We start from the raw sequence: 16,899 nt of genomic DNA, 5'->3' as shown, positions 1-16,899 counted from the left end.
CGCCATGGACGCCTCCGGCTGGCAGGAAGTGGCGGAGGTCAGGATGTTCCTCCCTCCCTGGGGCCACCGCTCCCACACCTCAAACTCACCGATGGCCACGGCACACGCCTGCGCACCGCGAACAGCCACGCACACACGTACGGATGATGACGAGCCGCCCCCCGGATACGCAGAACCCAAGCGGTGGCGAGAGCGGTGGCGAACGACCGATACCGCTGGTCGCCGGCCACCACCGCGCCCGCCACCCGGCACCGTCCGTACCGGCGTCGGAATCCAGCTCGACACGAAACGCCGCCTGCCTGTTTGCAGACCGGGTCGGAGAGACACACTCTTGCTGCACCCGTGCACACGAGCAGCGGCAGGGAACCGCCCGCGACACTCCTCCTCAGTTCTTTCACCAAGGAGCGGCCATGCCGGGCCCCAGACTTCGATCGCCGTGACCACGAGAACACAACTCGGCTTTGACCTGGCCTTCTCCTCGACTGCTGTTTCATGTGGTGACGGCTCGATGTGATGTTCCCGTGCCCTCCGGCGTGGCGAAGAGCGTGGGCGACCGGTCTGGGGGCATCCGGACAGGGGGCGGCTTGCCAGTGTGTGGTCCAGTGGTGGATTGTTGTCGTACGACAACGGTTTCCGGCTGATTGAGGTGAGGGGTTCGCACCGCGGGCCCTGTGCTTGTGACTTCCACACGGCAAGAACACGCAGTGGGCCCCCGCGCTCCGGCGTCTTTGGCGTGGACGTCTGTGCCCTACCCCGTCCTGATCGCCAACCGGTCGGGCACCGTGCGGCACGCCAATGATCATGCCACCGCCCTGTTCCCGACCGCGGCCCCCGGGCTGGCCCTGGCGGACTGCACGGTTCCCTGGCTCGCGGACGCCCACGCCCACAAGGTGGCCACGAACGCGCACGGTGCGGGCACGGTGGTGTCCGGTGACGTCGCGCACCGGTCGTACGAGGCGCATCCGACGGTGCAGGACGACGGGGATGTGGTGTGGTGGCTGATGGACGACACCGACCACCGGCTCGCCCGCGAGGCTCTGCACATCGAGCAGGAGCGAACCGCGTTTCTGGCGGAGGCGTCCAACGCCCTGCTGTCCTCGCTGAACTTGGAGCGGTGCATGGACGTGACCGCGCAGCTCGCCGCCGAACACCTGGCGGACGCCGCCGTAGTCATCGCCCCGAGCAGCGGTTACCGGCTGCCGGTGGTCAGCTGCCTGCGCGGCCGGCGGCCGGTCCGTGATGAGTGGGAGGTCGACCCGCGGGAAGTCCCCGGTCTCGCCGAGGCGTTGCAGGGCTTCCCGCCGGTGCCGTCCCGCTGGATCGACCCGGTGACCGCCCCCCAGTGGCTGATCCCCGAAGGTTTCGACGGGCATGTCGGCTCGATCGTGGTCACCCCGCTGCCCGGCCACGGTGTGCCCGCGGGTGCCCTCATTCTGCTGCGCCGCAGCGGAGAGGCGGCGTTCAGTGAGGAGGAGGAGGTCTTCGCCCGCCTCTTCGCCGCACGGTCGGGGGCGGCGATGTCCGCGGCCCGCATGTACGCCGAGCAGTCGTCGGTGTCGCAGGTGTTGATGCGGGAGCTGCTGCCGCCGGTGCTGCACCAGATCTCCGGGGTGGAGTTCGCCGGCGGCTACCGGCCGTCGAAGGACCGCGAGCGCATCGGCGGCGACTTCTACGACGTCCACCCCGCCAGCGTCGAGGGCGAACCCTCCTTCGCCGTTCTCGGCGACGTGAGCGGCAAGGGCCTGGAGGCGGCCGTCCTCACCGGCAAGATCCGCAACACCCTGCACGCCCTGCTGCCGATGGCGGGCAATCACCAGCGGATGCTGGAGCTCCTCAACGGGGCCCTGCTCAGCTCCCACCACACCCGCTTCGCCACCCTCGTCCTGGTCTCGGCGGTGCGGGAAGGAGGGACGGTGAAGCTGCGGGTGACCAGCGCCGGGCACCCGCCGGTGCTGCTCGTCCGCGCCAACGGCACGGTCGAGGAGGGCGCCTCCCGCGGCACCCTGGTCGGCGCGTTCCCCGAGGCACGCGCCACCACCGTGCACGAGACCCTGGCGCCGGGCGACTTCTGTGTGCTGTTCACCGACGGGTTCACCGAGGCCAAGGGCGGCCCCATGGGCGGCGAGATGTTCGGTGACGAACGCTTCCAGGAGGCGTTGTCACGGTGTGCGGGGATGCCCGGCGAAGCGGTGGTGGAACACGTGCAGATGCTCGCCTCCCAGTGGGTCGGGACCGGCCCGCACGACGACATGGCGGTCATGGTCATCACCGCCCCCAGGACCCACCACCTGAGCATGGTGGGCGGACACACCAAAGGCAGGTTCACCGCGTGACGAGCACCACCCTCCCCCCGACTCCGCAGGACCTGCTGTGGGAGGCGGTGTCCACCGGCAACGAACACGCCGCGACCCTCGTCGTCTTCGACGCCCTGGAGCACGGTCTGCCCGCGCAGGAGGTGCTGCTGAGTCTGATCGCCCCGGTGCAGCGCCGCGTCGGAGAGGAATGGGCGGCCAACCGCCTCACCGTCGCCCAGGAGCACGCCGCGTCCGCGATCAACGACCGGGCGATCGCCGCCCTCTCCCACCGCACCGCCGCCGCCCCGGGCACGCCGGTGAAGGGGAGGGTCGTGGTGGCGTGCGTGGACGGGGAGTGGCACGGGCTGCCCGCCCGACTGCTCGCCGAAGTCCTCAAACTGCGCGGCTGGGCGGTGGACTACCTCGGCGCCCAGGTCACCACCGACCACCTCATCCAGCACGTCCACCACGTCGGCCCCGACCTCGTGGCCCTCTCCAGCTCCATCCCCACCCGGCTCCCGGTCGCGCACGCCGCGATCACCGCCGTCCAGGCCACCGGCACCCCCGTCCTCGTCGGCGGCGCCGCCTTCGGACCCCGCGGCCAGTACGCCGCCCTGCTGGGCGCGGACGCCTGGGCACCCGACGCAGGAGCGGCAGCCGACCGGCTCGACCAGGGGCCGCTGCGACGTCCCGCCCCGGCCCATCAGCCCATCGACGACCTGCCCCACCTGGGGGACCAGGAGTACACGATGGTCACCCGCACCAGGACCCAGCTCGTGCGGACGGTGATGGCGGGGCTGGAGGACCGTTTCCCCGCGATGCGCGCCTACACCCCTGCCCAGCGGGGGCGCACGGCCGAGGACGTCGCGCACATCGTCGACTTCCTGGCCACCGCCCTCTACACCGACGACGCCGACCTCTTCACCACGTTCCTCGCCTGGACCGCGGGAATCCTCACCGCCCGCAACGTGCCCGCCCGCTCCCTGGTCCCGGTCCTGCACATCCTCGGCGAGGAACTCAAGGACTTCTCCCGCGCCGCGGACATGCTGCGCCATGCCGCCGGCCGTCTCGCCCCGCCGCACAACGGCCGCCTCGCCCAGGAGCAGGCATGACGCCGCCGTACCCCTTCGACCCGCCCCTGCGCCTGGAAGCGGTCACCGGCACCGATGCCCGGCTGCTGGAACTCGCCCTGAAGGGGCACCTGGGCCACGGCAGCGCCGACGATTTCCTCGACCAGACCTGCGGACACCTCCAGGACCGCCCGCGCACCGCCGTTCTGCGCCTGGACTGCGCAGGACTCACCGGCATGGACTCCATGGGGCTGTCCGCCCTGCTGATGCTGCACCGGCGCACCACCGCTGCCCGGATCACGCTGCACCTCGATGCCCGACCGTCGGCCGTGGACCGGATCCTGGAGATCACCGGCTGCCTCGCCCACCTCGATCCCGAAGCGGCCGGCGCCGGCGGGGGGCGCCGCTCCCGGGAAAAGGCATATCGTCAACCATGGGAGGAGGTCATATCCGCCTCCCTCCCCACCGGGCCGCCGCCGCGGCCCGCCGAACCGGAGACCACTGCCTGACCGCCCCAGCCACCACGATGAGGAACCTGCCTTCCTCGGACGGGTAACGACATGACCGAGCGCACCGATCACGCTCGCCACACCGCCCACCGGACAGCCCGCCTCGCCGAACTCCTGGACCTGCTCTTCGAGCAGAACCGCCACGACGCCCCCAACCCGCTGCTGCCCGCACCGCAGCTGAGGGCCATGAGAGTCATCGACGGCCAGGACCACATCCCCATGCGCACCCTCGCCCACCGGCTCGGCGCGTCGCCGCCCTCGGTGTGCCGCCTCGTCGACCGCCTCCAGGCCGCCGGGTTCGTCCAGCGCGACCCGCACCCCGCCAGCGGACGCGAGATCACTCTCGCCCTCACCCCGGCCGGCCGCGCCCACCTGGCCCAGGTCCGCGCAGGCCGCGAGCTCTTCCTCCAGCAGGCCCTGGCCGGCCTGCCCGAGGAAGAGCACACCGCCCTCAGCAGCGCCCTCGACACCCTCCACCGCGCCCTGGCCGCCGACCGCTCTCCCCTGTACGCCGTACGCCCGCAGACCGCGGACACCGCGCTCCCGCGGGCCGGCCGTCCGGCCCGGTCCGCCTGACCGGCTCCTACGGAACGGAAGCGACGAGGGCCTCCGCGAGAGTGGGAGCGACGGGGAACAGCGCACCGGCGCCCGTCACCGCGAACCGCACGCACAACAAGGGCGGGAGCGGACCCACCAGGACCACGGCGGGATGTCGGCTGCGGGCGTCCAGGAGGACCCCGATCAGGTCCCAGCCCCCGAAGACCAGCTCGTGCAGATCCACCACCAGCACCGTGCGCCCGGCTGAAGCCTGCCCGAACTGAGCGGCCAGCGCTTTGGCGTTCCACGGCTCCACCGACCCTATGACGGACAGCACGTAAGCGGGCGGGAGCACGTACGGGCGGTGCCGCACAGCCAGCACGTCGTCAAGGCGTTCCGCAGGATCTGCCACGTATGGAGCATGTCAGACAACCCACTCGACCACCGGGGAAGGAAGCGTGGCACAGCAGTTTGAGCAGACCTGCCGGTGGAGACCGGCCCACGCAATGCGGGTGGGCGCCCGCCGTCCCGCCGGGCGTGGTCGGTCACGGCTGGGCAGGGGCGGGGTGGCGCCCGCGAGGCGGCACCCCGCCACATCCTGGTGTGCGTGAGCTCCGATCACTCAGCGGCATGCCGGCCACGCGGACATCGTGCGAGCGCTCATCGACGGATCCGTCGGGCAGGTGCGGGGCAAAGACGACATGCCGCCAATGATCAAGCACGGTCGGAGGGCCGCCGGAGCCGACTGGAGCACGTGGCGCGGGAGCCAACGGCTGATGTCGTGCCCTTGTGGCGACTCCACGGGTCCCACTGCCGCGACGAGCCGATCCGGGTGATGTCCATGGCGGACAGGTGAGCCGATGGATCATGGAGCGCGGTTTCCCGGACGCCCTTCGCGGATCCCGTCGCCCCGCCTATACGGTCGCCTTCATGAACAGCGACGGAGTGGTGGTGGACGAGGCGGTCCGTGCGGCGTGGGACGCCTACCGGGCCCTGGAGAAGCGGACACCCGCCCAGGAGCGCCGGAAGGCGCAGCAGCGGGTGCGGGCGGCGATGGACTCCGTGGGGCGCGAGGAGGTTTCGCGGGGCACGGTGTTCCTGGTGGGGGTCCTGACCGGGTACCTGATCGGGGAACCGCCCGGCGGGGATCGGCTCGATCCGCTCAACGACCTCATCCCCGCCGTGATCCGCAAGCTGCCCTCCTTCGAGTCGGCTGACCCGGAGCAGGTGCCGATGGCCACCGGTGTCCTCATGGCTGCCGCGATGGGCATGGACACCGTGGCCTGGCGCGACCGGTTCGGGACGATCGGGCCGAAGGAGGCGACGGTCCACGGCTTCGTGCTGTGGCTGCTCGCTGATCTCTTCGACACCCTGGCCGAGAAGCCGGGCACCATCGACCAGTTGATGCGCGGAACCTTCGAAGCCATGGGCACCGAGGAGAACTGACGGTGGGCGGGGGCGGTTCACCCGGCAGGTGAGCGAGAGCTGACCGACGACCGCGTGGCGCACGTCCTCGCCGTCGGGGCCGTCGGGGTCGTCGGGCAGCCTGTGGCACCGCATCCACGGTGAACGGACAGGCTGCCCGGCCGGTCGCCGGAACCTCACCGGACCGGAGGCTGACCGCGGCGGCGTGCGGTGCGCAGGAGGCGCCGCTGGTACAGGTAGGTCCGGCGGCCTGCCCACCAGCCGAGGCGGTCGGTGGAGTCCTGCGGGAACACCACCTGCAGGGCGCCCAGCGCGAGGCTGAGGGCGAGGCAGGCGACCACGCACCACGGGGGTGCGCCGACCAGGGCCTGCGCGAGGCCGCTCACTCCCGACACGATGCCCGGCGCCATGTTCTGACCGTTCGTCATCAGCCTGCCCCCGCTTCTTCCCCTCCCCGCACCTGGACGTGCGGGGACGAAACCGAGCGTGGCGGGCCGGACGATCCTGCAGAAGCGGGAACGGGCCCTGGAAGGTGTTCCCGCACGAATGGCAACGGACGGCGATCTCGTCAACCACTCCCCCGGGCCCCGCACCGTGCGTGACAATCACAGCACCGCCGTACGTCCCGCCCGTGAAGGTGGAGGGCGGGCCCGCAGGAGTGGGAGCAGCATGAGCGAAGCTGGTGGGCGTGAGGAGTCCGCGGCCGTACGGCGCGAGGCCGAGGTGCGGGCCGCGGCGTACGCGCGGGCGTTGGGCGACATGCTGGAGCCGGGGCTGGCGAACACCTCGCAGAACGCGCTCGCGAAGGCCACGCACGTCGCCCCTTCGACGGTGTCGCGGTACCTGTCCGGGGAACGGATCGCACCAGCAGAGTTCGTCCAGGCCGCCGTGGCCTTCCTGGCGGACCGAGGCGAGGAGGTCGCGCCGGAGGTTGTGGAGGAGCTGAACGTGCTGCGTCGGGCGGCGCAGAGAAGCAGCCCGCGTCCGGACACCAGGGCGCTGTACTGGATGGAAGAAGCAAGGCGGGCCACCGATGCGCGTGCCCGCAGCGAGGAGGCGCACCGGGCGACCGCCGGGGAACTGGAGGAAGTCGCCGTACGGCTGGGCGCTCTGGAGAACGAGCTCGACCAGGCCCTCGCGGGGCGGGCGGCCGCGGAAGAAGAGCGTGATGCCGGCCGGGCCGCTTTGGCCGTCCAGCAGGAGCAGTTGGCGCACGCCCGGCGTTATGCCCGGCAGATCGAGGGCGAGTTGACCGCGCACCACGCGGAAGTGCACCTGCTGCGCAGAGAGGTTACGGTGCTGCGCCACCAGGTGGAGAGGCTCCGCGACGAAGCCCCGCCGACAGCGGGCGGGGAGACCGTTCCCGGCATGGCAACGCAGGTCACCGCCCCCGTGGCCGCCGGGGCGGTGCACACGGAGCCCGGAGAGGTCGTCTCCTTCGCACCGCCCGGGCCTGCTTCTGCGCGGTCACCGGGTGGCGGGCGTGCTCCCTCCCGCGTTCTGTCGGCTGTCCCGCGTACCGATTTCCGGCGCACGGTGCTGAGCGTGGTCCTGATCGTGCTGGCCTGCGGCCTTCAGGTCGCGTCGTTTCAGCAGGCCGGTCTCGACAGGGCGGACAGGATCCCGGGCGGGTGGCTCCTGCTGCTCATGATCTCGCCACTCGCGGCCGTACTGGGAACGCTGTGGGTACACCACCGAAGCCTGCCCACCCCCCTCGTGGTCGGCGGCGGGAGCGTCCAGGGGTGGACCATCACGTCGGTCGGCGACCGCCAGAACCCGCGAGAGCTCCGCATCAAGCCGCAGCACCCACGAAAGCCGCAGAAGGGACACCCGTCGGCACCCACCGGCGGTTCGGTGCGCCTGGACGTCCCGTGGCGGCGCTCCGGCCGCAAACATCCGCTCCCCGACGACGTACGGCCGCAGTACCTCACCGCAGCCTTCGGCGGCTTCCTCCGCCTGCGGGGACGGGTCCCTGAAGACGTACACGTGCGGTGGCAGCTACGCACCGCCGCACGCGGCCGTCTGCTGGCCGAGGGAACCCTCAGGAATCAGATCCTCCTCCCGCGCACCCCGGGCAAGACCCCCCTGCTCACCGGATGCCACCTCACCTGGCAGGCCCACCGCACCCCGAACCCCGGCACCGCATACCCGCTGGTGTGGCCCGAAGACCTCCACCTCACCTGGAGGTCCCCCGGCCTCCACGGCCCCGCGAAAAAACTCACCCGTGCCACACAGCAGTAGGGAGATGGCCGAGGACCAGGCCGACGGCCGCTGCTGTGGACCGACCGGGTCGTGAGGGTGCGTGTCAGAAGGAGCCGAGCCCGTCCTCGGGCTGAGGTGACCGTACGAGTGGCCGGTCACGGTTCCGTAGGCCGCCGTGCACACAAGGGCGAGGGTGTCGGCCTCCTCGACGAGCCCTGCGCAGAGGGGTTCCTCCAGCGGATCCGGAGGGCTGTCATCGACGAAGAGCGCAGCTCTTCCTTCGGGGGATCTTGAAGGTTTGCCGTGACAGCATGCGCGTGCGAACTTCGAGTCGGTCCCGCCCCGATGGGCACCGGTTCTCCGCAGATCGGCAGGCCGCGCGAGGCCGCGAACCGCGCACTGGAGTCCCTGCGTGGCATGGGGCTGCTCGCCACGGCCGATCGGACGGGGCTGCGCTTGTTCTCCTGCCACTCGCCTAGGGCGCCGCTGTCGGGCTGGACACCGACGAGAAGGTGGATACGCACCTCGCGGCCGACGAGGAGCACGTACCCGAGGACGTCGACGGCCCGGGGACAAGAAGTGGATCCCGCTGATGCGCTCGCCTTACTTCAGGGGTAATCGTCTCGGCCGGGCTGTGCCGGCAGGGTTGGCGATCACTCCGTGTCAGAGGATGCGGACCAAGACGGAGAGGCATGCCATGTCCACGGCCACAGGTACGAACACGCGCACCGTCGTTGAGGAGTTGCTGCGCAGGATCGGCGAAGGCGACCCGGAGCGCATCGCCGAACTGTATGCCGAACACGGCGATTGGAAGCTCAACTGGCCGGAAGGCGAACACGGCCGCACCGCCACGCCGTGGATCCGTCACCGGTCCACCCGGGCCGACGCGGCCGCACACTATCGCGAGCTTGCTGAGCACCATGTGCCGGAGCACGTCGCTACTGAGGTCGAGCACGTTCTTGTCGACGGAGACGATGCGGTCGTGCTGGGCGAGATCCGCCAGACGGCACGGCCCACGGGCCGGGCGTATCGGGCCCGGTTCGCCCTTCACCTCACCGTCGAAGACGGCCTTGTCACCCGGCACCATGTCTACGAGGACAGCCTCGCCGTCGCCCGGGCGTTCGAGACGGAGGACCGGTGAGGGGCTACCGGATCACCGGCCAAAGTTCTGGTCACAGCCACTCGTCGACGGCTGCGACGAGAACGGTTGCTTCGTAGCGGACGGCGGGTTTGTCGTAGCGGGTGGCGGTTGGCCGGTGCCTTCTGAGGCGGTTGCTGCCGCACTCGACCTCGTGTCGTTCGGGGTGGTCAATCGTGTCGAACGCTGGCGGGCGGCCGCCGTGACCATCAGCACCCGCTCGGCGAGCGGCAGCGCCCATGGCCGGCCTCCGTCGGGACCGTTGCCGCCGCGTTCACGCGCCACCTCACGCATCGCTCATACCGTCTGTGTACGCCGTCTCGGTGCCACCTGCGACTCGTGGGGTCCGGGCCCCGGCGGGACAGGAGGTGCCTGCTGGGGTGCCGTCTGCCGCGTGAGCGTCAGTGGTGCCGTTGCATGTCGAGACGGGACCGGTACAGGCGGGCCGAATGCATGACCGGCACGTCCCCACCGCCGAGTTCCACCCAGTCGAACAACACGGGACCGGTGCGGGAGCCGTGCGGCGACGGCGGGCCTGACGGTGCGCGGAGAGATGAAGTGGTGGCCCCGTGTACGTGCGACGGCACGGGACCACCGGTGCTTCGTCCTGTCGGGAACGTGCACGCACGACCGTACGGGCACCTGCATCCGGCCGCATCCTGACGGGCCCGTGCGCACGCAGGCGGGTGACAGCCGGTCAGACCCGGAAAGCGATCACGGTGGTGCCGCCCGCCGCTGCGGGAGCGGCCGTCGCGAGCCCGGAGGCGATCGCTGCTGAGCTGAGGACGAGTGCCGGCGGTGGCCTGGCCGCCGCGCTGAGTCTGTCGGCGCGCGGCAGGGGTGGTCCGCGGCTGGTCGGGCAGTCGCTGTTGTGCCCCGTGCTCGGCGACCGCGACGACAGTGCTTCGGCTCATCGGATGGAAAAGGTCGATGTCTGGGCCGAGGCCGGAACGGCTCCGGGCGGAAGGCCCTGCCCAGGTCCAGGTGTGGGGCACAGACGGGTCGCCCTGCGCCGCGCCCGCCCGCTCCACGGATCTGTCCGGACTGCCGCCCGCCTTCACCGACGCAGGCTCCGCGGAAACGCTGCATGACGAGGCCGTCGCCCATACCGACCGGTATCTGACGGGCCGGCGACTCTGCCGAGCTGCATGCGTGGTCCCAGGGGCTGCCACATGTTCAACCTGGTGGTTTCGGGCGCGGTGATCAGCCGGGCGGCGTGGCAGACCTGTCGTTCCTGGCTGGAGCGGGTGCTGGCGGCGGATCGACGTCCCGCTCGGGTCCCGGGCGGACACACCCGGCACACCCGGCACACCCGCGACCAGACGGCCCGCCCAGGCCGCCCGGTCCGGCAAGGGCGGTTCCCCGGTGCACGGAGGGTATTGATCAGCCGACCGGAGCGGGTTGACGCGGCTTCAGGTTCATTCACGTCATTGCGGCTCTGCCGATGGAGCAGGTGGAAGTCGCACGGTGCGGCGTGCGACGTCCGGCGTCCGGCGTCCGGCGTCCGGCGTCCTCAACGAGAACGCCGCGCGGCACCCCTGCGGTTCCGCTTCCGCGGCCGGGTCCGGGACCGTATACGGTCGCGCAGCGAGGTCAGGCGCGGCATGCGTTCGCGCTGTTCACGCGAGTACCGGTCCAGTTCCTCCAGGAGCCGGCGTGAACGGTGCTCGACGTCCATTTCGTCGATGATGCGGTTGACCTCGCTCAGCACTGCGCCCTGCAGTTGCCACTGCCGCGGGTCGCGCCGGACGTCGTCGAGGAGCAGCGCGGCCAGCTTGTCCCGGGTGATCGCGGCCTGCCGCAGCTCGGCGGAGAGCCGTTCCTCGGCGGACTCGGCGTTGTCGCTGACGCTGGTGGTGACCAGGACCGCGAAGCTGACCACGGCGTCGGCGATCTCGGACAGGAGCTGTTCGACCTTGGCACCCGTCTCAGGCGGGAACAGCGGCTCGGGTTCCCGTTCCTTCGCGAGGTCGGTGAAGGTGCGGGCGAGCACCCGCATGACCACCGTGCAGATCTCCAGCGTGTCCAGACCGGAGCGCAGCACCACCCGGTGCAGCAGCCCTTCGCGCACGCGGGGGTTGAGCCGCAGACTGTCTTCGGCCTGCCGGAGGTCCTCGTCCACCTCGCCGATCTCGTGGTCGAGGCGGCGGGCCTCGTGCAGCCGGGCCGCCGCCTCATGGAACGCCGTACTGCCCGCGGCCTCCTCGCCCATCCGCAGCATCAGTTGCCGCACCCGCCGGGCCAGCCCCTCGATCGACTCGCCCGCCTGCTCCACCCACACCGGGGGCGCGAGTACGAAGTTGAAGGCGAGACCGACGATCGCGCCGATCAGCGTCTCCACGACCCGCGCCCACGCCAGGGCCCCGTGCGAGGTCACGCCGAGCACCAGCATCGCGCTGATCGCCACCTCCGCCACGAACTCGTGCGCCCGCACGAGGTGTCCGACGCCCAGCGCCGCGACGATCACCAGCGCCAGGCTCCACCAGCTCAGGCCGACCAGTTGGCTGAAGGCGATGGCGACCAGGACGCCGGCCACCACGGCGTTCACTCTGCGGAAGCTCATCTTGAGCGTCGCGTACAGAGTGACCTGGACGACCAGCAGAGCGGTGAGGGGCGCGGTGAGCGGCGCCGCCGACTTGTCGGGGGACAGGCGCACCGCGATCACGTAGGCGATCGACGCGGCGGCGGCCGAGCGCAGCGCCTGCACGACTGCGGGGTCCCGGAGCCACTTCATCCGCCGCAGAGCCGTCGCGGCCTTCTTACGTACCTTGTGCATCCGTAGGCTGTTCCCTTCGTCAGGCACATCGAACGTATTCGGACAGGACCGTAACCGGACAAACGGCGGCGGGGGCGTCCTACGCGCCACGCGCCGCAGTGCATCCGCGCACGTCGGGCGACCTGGTCGTCGGGCGACCCGGTCGTCGGGCGCTACGTTCGTCAGGCGTTCGCCGTGGCGAGAACGGCCGGCAGATCGCCGAGGGGTCCATGCGGCCCGTTCACCGACGTGCTGGTGAAGGTGTGCTCCGCGCCCGGCAGCGGCCTAACGCAGTCCAGGGGGGCGGAGGCACCGCCGGGGAGGGGACTACCGCTCCTCCTGGCTGCGCGACTCCGCGCTTGCCGTAGGGACCGCTTCCGTCCTGCGGCTTCGTCGACGAGGCGCGGGCCCGGATCGACTGGCCGCACGTCACGGTCGGCGGCCTCCCCGAGAAAGTGGAGGTCTTGTACGGGGTGGTGGGCGAGCGCTGTCTGCCCGAGTTCGAGCTCCCGTGACTGCCCGGTCACCGGAACTCCGGGCCGGCGCGCGTCGGAAAGGGTGCCGTGCGCCAACTCCGGGTCGACGTCTGCGGCGTCGGGTACGAGGCCCACGAACGCCACTCCTCAGAGGATCGGCTTCCGGCGTTCGTACCTCTCGGAGAGGGGCCCGAGTGCCAGTTGGCCGACGGCCTGCCCGAAGAGGGATGCGGTGAAGGTGAGTTGGAGGCCGGAGGCGTCCGTGGGCAGTTCCCGGGCCGTGGCCGGAAAACCCGGAAGGTACATATCCGTGGACAGTGGGATCACGAAGGACGGCGGCGCGAGGGTCCGCGGTCAGACGGCCCGGCGGGGATGGGGACGGGGGCTGCGGCGCAGACCGGCCGGCTTGGGTGTGGGCAGAGAAGGGCTCAGACACTCCGGGGAAAGAGAGGGACGACAAGGCACGTCGACTTCAGACACCCCCGCCCGCGTCCTGCGGCTGCGAGAAGCGGATGAAACGGAGAAGCGGGGCTGCTTCCGCTGCCGGCGTCGGACCTGGAGGTCCTGCGCCATGTGCTGGACTCCCCCGTCGGTGTCGGCCAGTCGCAGACGGCCTTTACCTTGATGCCATGGAAGAGACGAACGCGAGGCGGCGGGTCGAGCCGGCGCACGAAGACGTGCACGCCGGTGAACCCGGCACGCGCGCGCGGTGCCTGCCCCAGCCCTGGATGCGCGATGCCTTCCGTCTCGACGGCAGCCTGAGGGACATTCGGGTCCTCGACACGACCCGGGTCGAGTGGATCGCGGTCCTCGAACGTCTGCGTGTCGCAGCCGACGAGACCGAGGTGGAGCACCCTTACTCCGCGCTTGATCCCGTGCGTCCGGCCTTCGCCGACCTCTTCCGCGTCTGGGCAGACGAGCCGGAGGGCCGGGGGACGAGTTTCGCCTTCCGGGCCCGCTTCGGCGCCGTCTGGTTCTTCGCCCTGCCCCACGACGAGGAGGAGATCGAGTTCTCCGTCCGGCCCGAGAGCGTCCTCGACGAGGCGGGGGTGGCCTCCGTGCTGCGGTTCCTGGCCGAAGTCGCGACGGCCGGCCGACGACGGGCCCTGATGACCGGCGAAACCGTTCGGTACGCCCCGGGGATGCCGACGCTGATCTCCCACGACCCCGTCACCGGCCTCACTTCCCACATCTGACCACATCTGAAGGGGCTCGTGGACGTGCACGCGACAAGGCTCTGTCGGGGGTCGTGCGCTGTCGCGGTCAGCTCACGGGCCGGGCCGCACCCGGCACATGTCCCTGGCCTTCGGTGACCACCCTGGTTTTCACGCCGGCCTGTTTGTTCCTGCCGGACGATGTGCGCCAGGACCTTCAGGCGAGAGCACCTGTCGGTGGGGTCACCGGCACTCGTTCTGGTCACGCCCGGTCCTGCCACACCCTCCCGCCGACGTCTTTGTCACCGCTGGCCGCACGCCGCTGACAGCGCAGGTTGAAACCGGTGTTCCCCTCCACCGTGCCGAGATAGAACTTGGAATCGTCTCCCGGATCGATGTAGACCCAGGACAACAAGCCGATGCCGTCCACGTAGAGTCGGCACCTTTCGCCCAGTGCGGCGTGGTCGGTCACCGTAATGGAGATTTTGCGCGGGCCCGAAGTCTTCCAGGCCGGCGGATACGGTTCGCACACCGTTCCCGCCGTCACAGCGGGATAGCAGTAGAAGGTCGTCGGCACTGTCGAGACCGCTGCCGAACTGTCGGGCGCCCCCGTGAAAGCGGCGGCACTCGCAACGACCAGTCCGGCCAGCCCTACAGCTGCACGTTTCATTCGTCTCTCCTGACGCGTTTCGTCGGCTGGGGACAGCGTGCTCACTCGCTCGGTCGGCCGTGCCAGTGAGAAGGGACGACCGGCCAGGATGTTTCCGTCGAACAGCACACTCCCCCGTCCGCTGCGGGGGCGGAGCCCCGGCCTCTCCAGCATCCACCGGGACGCCGACCGGGTACAAGGGGCGCACGCGCGCCCGGAGCCCGTCGAGACGGCGCACGCCGGCTGAGTGATCACACATGATGCTGCTGAGAGCCCGACCGCTCGGGTGGGAGACCCCGAAGGGGAAGTGGTGCATGCGCTGTTCCGCGAATCCACCTGCCGTACGGCGGTGATCCGGCCCTCGACTTCATCGTGTTCATCGTGCGAGCGCGGCCGGTGTTCATCGTGTGAGCGCGGCCGCCGGGTGAGCGTCGAGCCCCCGGTGCGCACCTGGGACGGCGACCGCCTCGACTGCTTTCACGGGGGGCCGATTCAGCCGATCACCTTTGCCGTTCGCTGGAGTTCGCGGTGCCGACGGGGGACGAGGCCGCCGACTGGCCGACTACCCGTACGTCGGAACGCCGGGATATCGACGTTCCGGCCCTGCCGAAAGCGCGGGCGCTCTCAGCTCGTCCGTCCGCATGCCGGACCTTCGGGCCAAGAACACAGCCGTCACCGGCGTTGACGGCCCGACGCCGGCGTACCGCCGGGACTCGTGCCGGCGCGGCCGTTCCCGGCGACGACGGTGCCGTCGCCGGTTTCGCCTGAAAAGGCCGGTGTCCTGCGATGCCCGGCCCGCGCGGCATGGCCGAACGGGCCTTCCACGTACGCCCGGAGGCCGACGGCCGCGTGTCCCCGGACCGGGTGTGGTCGGCGTGGTTGTGCGGTGGCCGCCCGGTGTCCGAGCGGCCCGAGGTCCTGTGCCGGTGCGCCAGCTACAGGGACGCGGTCGGCCGCCGGGGCCGACGCGCCTTCCTCGTCGGCGGAAGGGCTCGACACTCATGGGCCGGGTGGCCTGCGGCATCTCCCTGGAGGGGGCGCGACACCAGCACGAAGCCGAAGTGGAATGTGAATTCAACTTGAGAAGAGGTTTTCCACTTGTTACGTTGTGCGCATGGCAGAACGCCCCCTGCGCCGCGACGCGGAGCGCAATCGCCGACTCCTGCTGGAGACGGCCCACGCCCTGATGGCGCGTGACGGACTGGAGGTGACGTACGAGGAGATCGCCACCGCTGCCGGTACCGGCATGGGCACCGTCTACCGCCGGTTCCCCGATCGGCAGGAGCTCGTGGACATCCTGTTCGCCGAGCACATCGACGCGGTGGTCGAGCTCGCCCGGCAGGCGTGTCAGTACGACGACCCATGGGCCGGACTCACCTGGTTCATGGAGCAGCAGCTCGAACTGGAGGCGGGCAACCGTGGCCTCGGCCAGCTCTTGCGCGGCGGTCACCAGTCGTCCGAACTCGTGATCCGCGGGCGCGCTCGGATCACGCCGCTCGCAGCGGACCTGCTCAAGCGGGCGATCCGGGCCGGACAGCTGCCGGCCGCGGTCCTGCCCGCCGACCTGGTCACCATCCACCTCATGGTCGGTGCGGTGATGGATGCCGCCCGACACGTCGACCCGGACCTGTGGCGGCGCGCCCTGACTGTGGCACTCGCCGGGCTCCAGCACGCCGAGCTGCCCGCCAGGCAGCCGGACGACAACCTCATCGATCGCCTCTTCGGCGTCCCCGCCGCACCGCGAGACAAGAAAGCCGCCCATGAACCTGCCGAATGACCTGGTCGATGTCCTGCACACCCCGGCCCTCTGCTTCCTGACCACCCTCATGCCCGACGGCTCTCCGCAGATCACCCAGACCTGGGTCGACACCGACGGCGACAACATCCTCATCAACACGGTGACCACGCACCAGAAGACGAAGAACATCGCCCGCGACCCACGCGTCGCCGTCGCCATCGCCGACCCGACCGCGCCGGCCCGCTACTGGGCAGCCCGTGGCACCGTCACCTCGTCCACGACGCAGGGCGCCGAGCAGCACATCGACAAGCTGGCGCACAAGTATCTGGGGCGCCCCTACCCCCAGTTCGGCGGCCCACAGCAGGAACGCGTCCTGCTGACGATCAGTGTCGACACGTTGCACACCCCTCGGCGCTGAGCAGGCAGCGGAAGCCGGGGTCCGAGCGATCCGTTCGGGCCCCGGCCCCCGTCACGGGGTGCGCCGGATTCCCCGGCGCGTTCCATGAGCGGACCACCCTGCTCCCCGTCTCGACACCTCACGGCGCACGGCACGAGTTCGCAGCCGTGGAGAAGCCCGTGGCGGACGAGTCGTCGGTCCGCCGTGCCTGTGGCGACCGGCGTCCGCCTCCCGCCCGGTTCGGCTATCGCAGTTCGTCGTCCCCGGCCTCCGGGGCCGGGGGCTCCTGCCACGTCAGGGTCTGCAAGGGCGACCGCAGGCGCCGGGACGGGCCGGGCAGGGGTCTCATCACGGCGGAGGCTTCGTCGCTGAAGTAGGCGACAGGTCTGCCGGGGGCGCCCGCGGGCCCGGGTCCTGCTGTGCGTGGCATCTCGGTGGTCATCTGGTTCCCCTGGTTCGTCGCGGGCCATGCCCGGTTGAAGGCCGCCGCACCGGCCGGCTGCGAAAGCGTAACCAGTGGAAAGCCCCGGTCCGGCTCGGCGGGCGGAGCGGTCG

Annotated in this window: 16 protein-coding genes and 1 pseudogene; 11 read left to right on the top strand and 6 right to left on the bottom strand. The window is 70.8% G+C overall.

Annotated elements, in window-relative coordinates:
* The first annotated feature begins 743 nt into the window (after positions 1–743).
* The 4 genes from ACZ56L_RS12760 to ACZ56L_RS12745 are packed head-to-tail and all read left to right on the top strand — an operon-like array spanning position 744 to position 4,449.
* Complete coding sequence (locus ACZ56L_RS12760; RefSeq protein WP_468689207.1) at positions 744–2,333, top strand: PP2C family protein-serine/threonine phosphatase; 1,590 nt, start codon at positions 744–746, stop codon at positions 2,331–2,333.
* A complete protein-coding gene (locus tag ACZ56L_RS12755) occupies positions 2,330–3,406 on the top strand; it encodes a cobalamin B12-binding domain-containing protein (protein WP_468689205.1) in 1,077 nt (358 codons plus the stop codon). Before ACZ56L_RS12760 ends, ACZ56L_RS12755 begins: the two co-directional genes overlap by 4 nt.
* Positions 3,403–3,873 (top strand): STAS domain-containing protein, encoded by a 471-nt coding sequence (locus ACZ56L_RS12750; protein ID WP_471063687.1) that lies wholly within the window; start codon positions 3,403–3,405, stop codon positions 3,871–3,873. Before ACZ56L_RS12755 ends, ACZ56L_RS12750 begins: the two co-directional genes overlap by 4 nt.
* Positions 3,874–3,924: 51 nt before the next feature.
* The gene (locus tag ACZ56L_RS12745) at positions 3,925–4,449 is read left to right on the top strand and encodes a MarR family winged helix-turn-helix transcriptional regulator (RefSeq protein ID WP_471063685.1); all 525 of its coding nucleotides are present in this window, start codon (positions 3,925–3,927) and stop codon (positions 4,447–4,449) included.
* 7 nt (positions 4,450–4,456) lie between these two features.
* On the opposite strand, the gene ACZ56L_RS12740 is transcribed toward ACZ56L_RS12745, so the two are convergent.
* Positions 4,457–4,822 carry an STAS domain-containing protein gene (locus tag ACZ56L_RS12740; protein WP_471063683.1) on the bottom strand — a complete coding sequence of 122 codons (366 nt, stop codon included), beginning with the start codon at positions 4,820–4,822 and terminating at the stop codon, positions 4,457–4,459.
* Positions 4,823–5,340: 518 nt separating this feature from the next.
* Between ACZ56L_RS12740 and ACZ56L_RS12735 the strand changes: the two genes are divergently transcribed.
* Positions 5,341–5,856: a hypothetical protein gene (locus ACZ56L_RS12735; RefSeq protein WP_471063681.1), complete on the top strand. Its 516-nt coding sequence runs from the start codon at positions 5,341–5,343 to the stop codon at positions 5,854–5,856.
* A gap of 155 nt (positions 5,857–6,011) precedes the next feature.
* Here the strand turns inward: ACZ56L_RS12735 and ACZ56L_RS12730 are convergent, their stop codons facing one another.
* Positions 6,012–6,263, bottom strand: a complete 252-nt coding sequence (locus ACZ56L_RS12730; protein WP_345227211.1) for a hypothetical protein — start codon at positions 6,261–6,263, stop codon at positions 6,012–6,014.
* 241 nt (positions 6,264–6,504) lie between these two features.
* On the opposite strand from ACZ56L_RS12730, the gene ACZ56L_RS12725 reads away from it, so the two are divergent.
* Together ACZ56L_RS12725 and ACZ56L_RS12720 are read left to right on the top strand one after the other, a co-directional pair.
* On the top strand, positions 6,505–8,076 hold the full coding sequence (locus ACZ56L_RS12725) for a helix-turn-helix domain-containing protein (RefSeq protein WP_471063679.1): 1,572 nt from the start codon (positions 6,505–6,507) through the stop codon (positions 8,074–8,076).
* Positions 8,077–8,734: 658 nt separating this feature from the next.
* Positions 8,735–9,178 carry a nuclear transport factor 2 family protein gene (locus tag ACZ56L_RS12720; protein WP_471063677.1) on the top strand — a complete coding sequence of 148 codons (444 nt, stop codon included), beginning with the start codon at positions 8,735–8,737 and terminating at the stop codon, positions 9,176–9,178.
* A 174-nt stretch (positions 9,179–9,352) separates the two neighbouring features.
* Here the strand turns inward: ACZ56L_RS12720 and ACZ56L_RS12715 are convergent.
* Positions 9,353–9,463 (bottom strand): annotated as a pseudogene (locus tag ACZ56L_RS12715) (IS5/IS1182 family transposase); the annotation flags it as partial.
* A gap of 281 nt (positions 9,464–9,744) precedes the next feature.
* Between ACZ56L_RS12715 and ACZ56L_RS12710 the strand changes: the two are divergent.
* Positions 9,745–10,266 (top strand): alpha/beta hydrolase fold domain-containing protein, encoded by a 522-nt coding sequence (locus tag ACZ56L_RS12710; RefSeq protein WP_468689196.1) that lies wholly within the window; start codon positions 9,745–9,747, stop codon positions 10,264–10,266.
* Between the two features lie 422 nt (positions 10,267–10,688).
* Here the strand turns inward: ACZ56L_RS12710 and ACZ56L_RS12705 are convergent, their stop codons facing one another.
* A complete protein-coding gene (locus tag ACZ56L_RS12705) occupies positions 10,689–11,951 on the bottom strand; it encodes an FUSC family protein (protein ID WP_345227218.1) in 1,263 nt (420 codons plus the stop codon).
* Positions 11,952–12,553: 602 nt separating this feature from the next.
* Positions 12,554–12,712, bottom strand: a complete 159-nt coding sequence (locus tag ACZ56L_RS12700) for a hypothetical protein (RefSeq protein WP_471063674.1) — start codon at positions 12,710–12,712, stop codon at positions 12,554–12,556.
* Positions 12,713–13,035: 323 nt separating this feature from the next.
* On the opposite strand from ACZ56L_RS12700, the gene ACZ56L_RS12695 reads away from it, so the two are divergent.
* Entirely contained in the window at positions 13,036–13,602 is a 567-nt protein-coding gene (locus ACZ56L_RS12695) for a hypothetical protein (RefSeq protein WP_401761902.1), read from the top strand.
* A 220-nt stretch (positions 13,603–13,822) separates the two neighbouring features.
* Here the strand turns inward: ACZ56L_RS12695 and ACZ56L_RS12690 are convergent, their stop codons facing one another.
* Complete coding sequence (locus ACZ56L_RS12690) at positions 13,823–14,338, bottom strand: hypothetical protein (RefSeq protein ID WP_471063672.1); 516 nt, start codon at positions 14,336–14,338, stop codon at positions 13,823–13,825.
* Between the two features lie 985 nt (positions 14,339–15,323).
* Between ACZ56L_RS12690 and ACZ56L_RS12685 the strand changes: the two genes are divergently transcribed.
* Together ACZ56L_RS12685 and ACZ56L_RS12680 are read left to right on the top strand one after the other, a co-directional pair.
* A complete protein-coding gene (locus ACZ56L_RS12685; RefSeq protein WP_401761907.1) occupies positions 15,324–15,986 on the top strand; it encodes a TetR/AcrR family transcriptional regulator in 663 nt (220 codons plus the stop codon).
* On the top strand, positions 15,970–16,365 hold the full coding sequence (locus tag ACZ56L_RS12680) for a PPOX class F420-dependent oxidoreductase (protein ID WP_471063670.1): 396 nt from the start codon (positions 15,970–15,972) through the stop codon (positions 16,363–16,365). Before ACZ56L_RS12685 ends, ACZ56L_RS12680 begins: the two co-directional genes overlap by 17 nt.
* Positions 16,366–16,899: the final 534 nt, after the last annotated feature.

It is taken from the genome of Streptomyces sp. NPDC039736, assembly GCF_055596485.1.
This window is presented reverse-complemented; position numbering and strand designations above follow the sequence as displayed.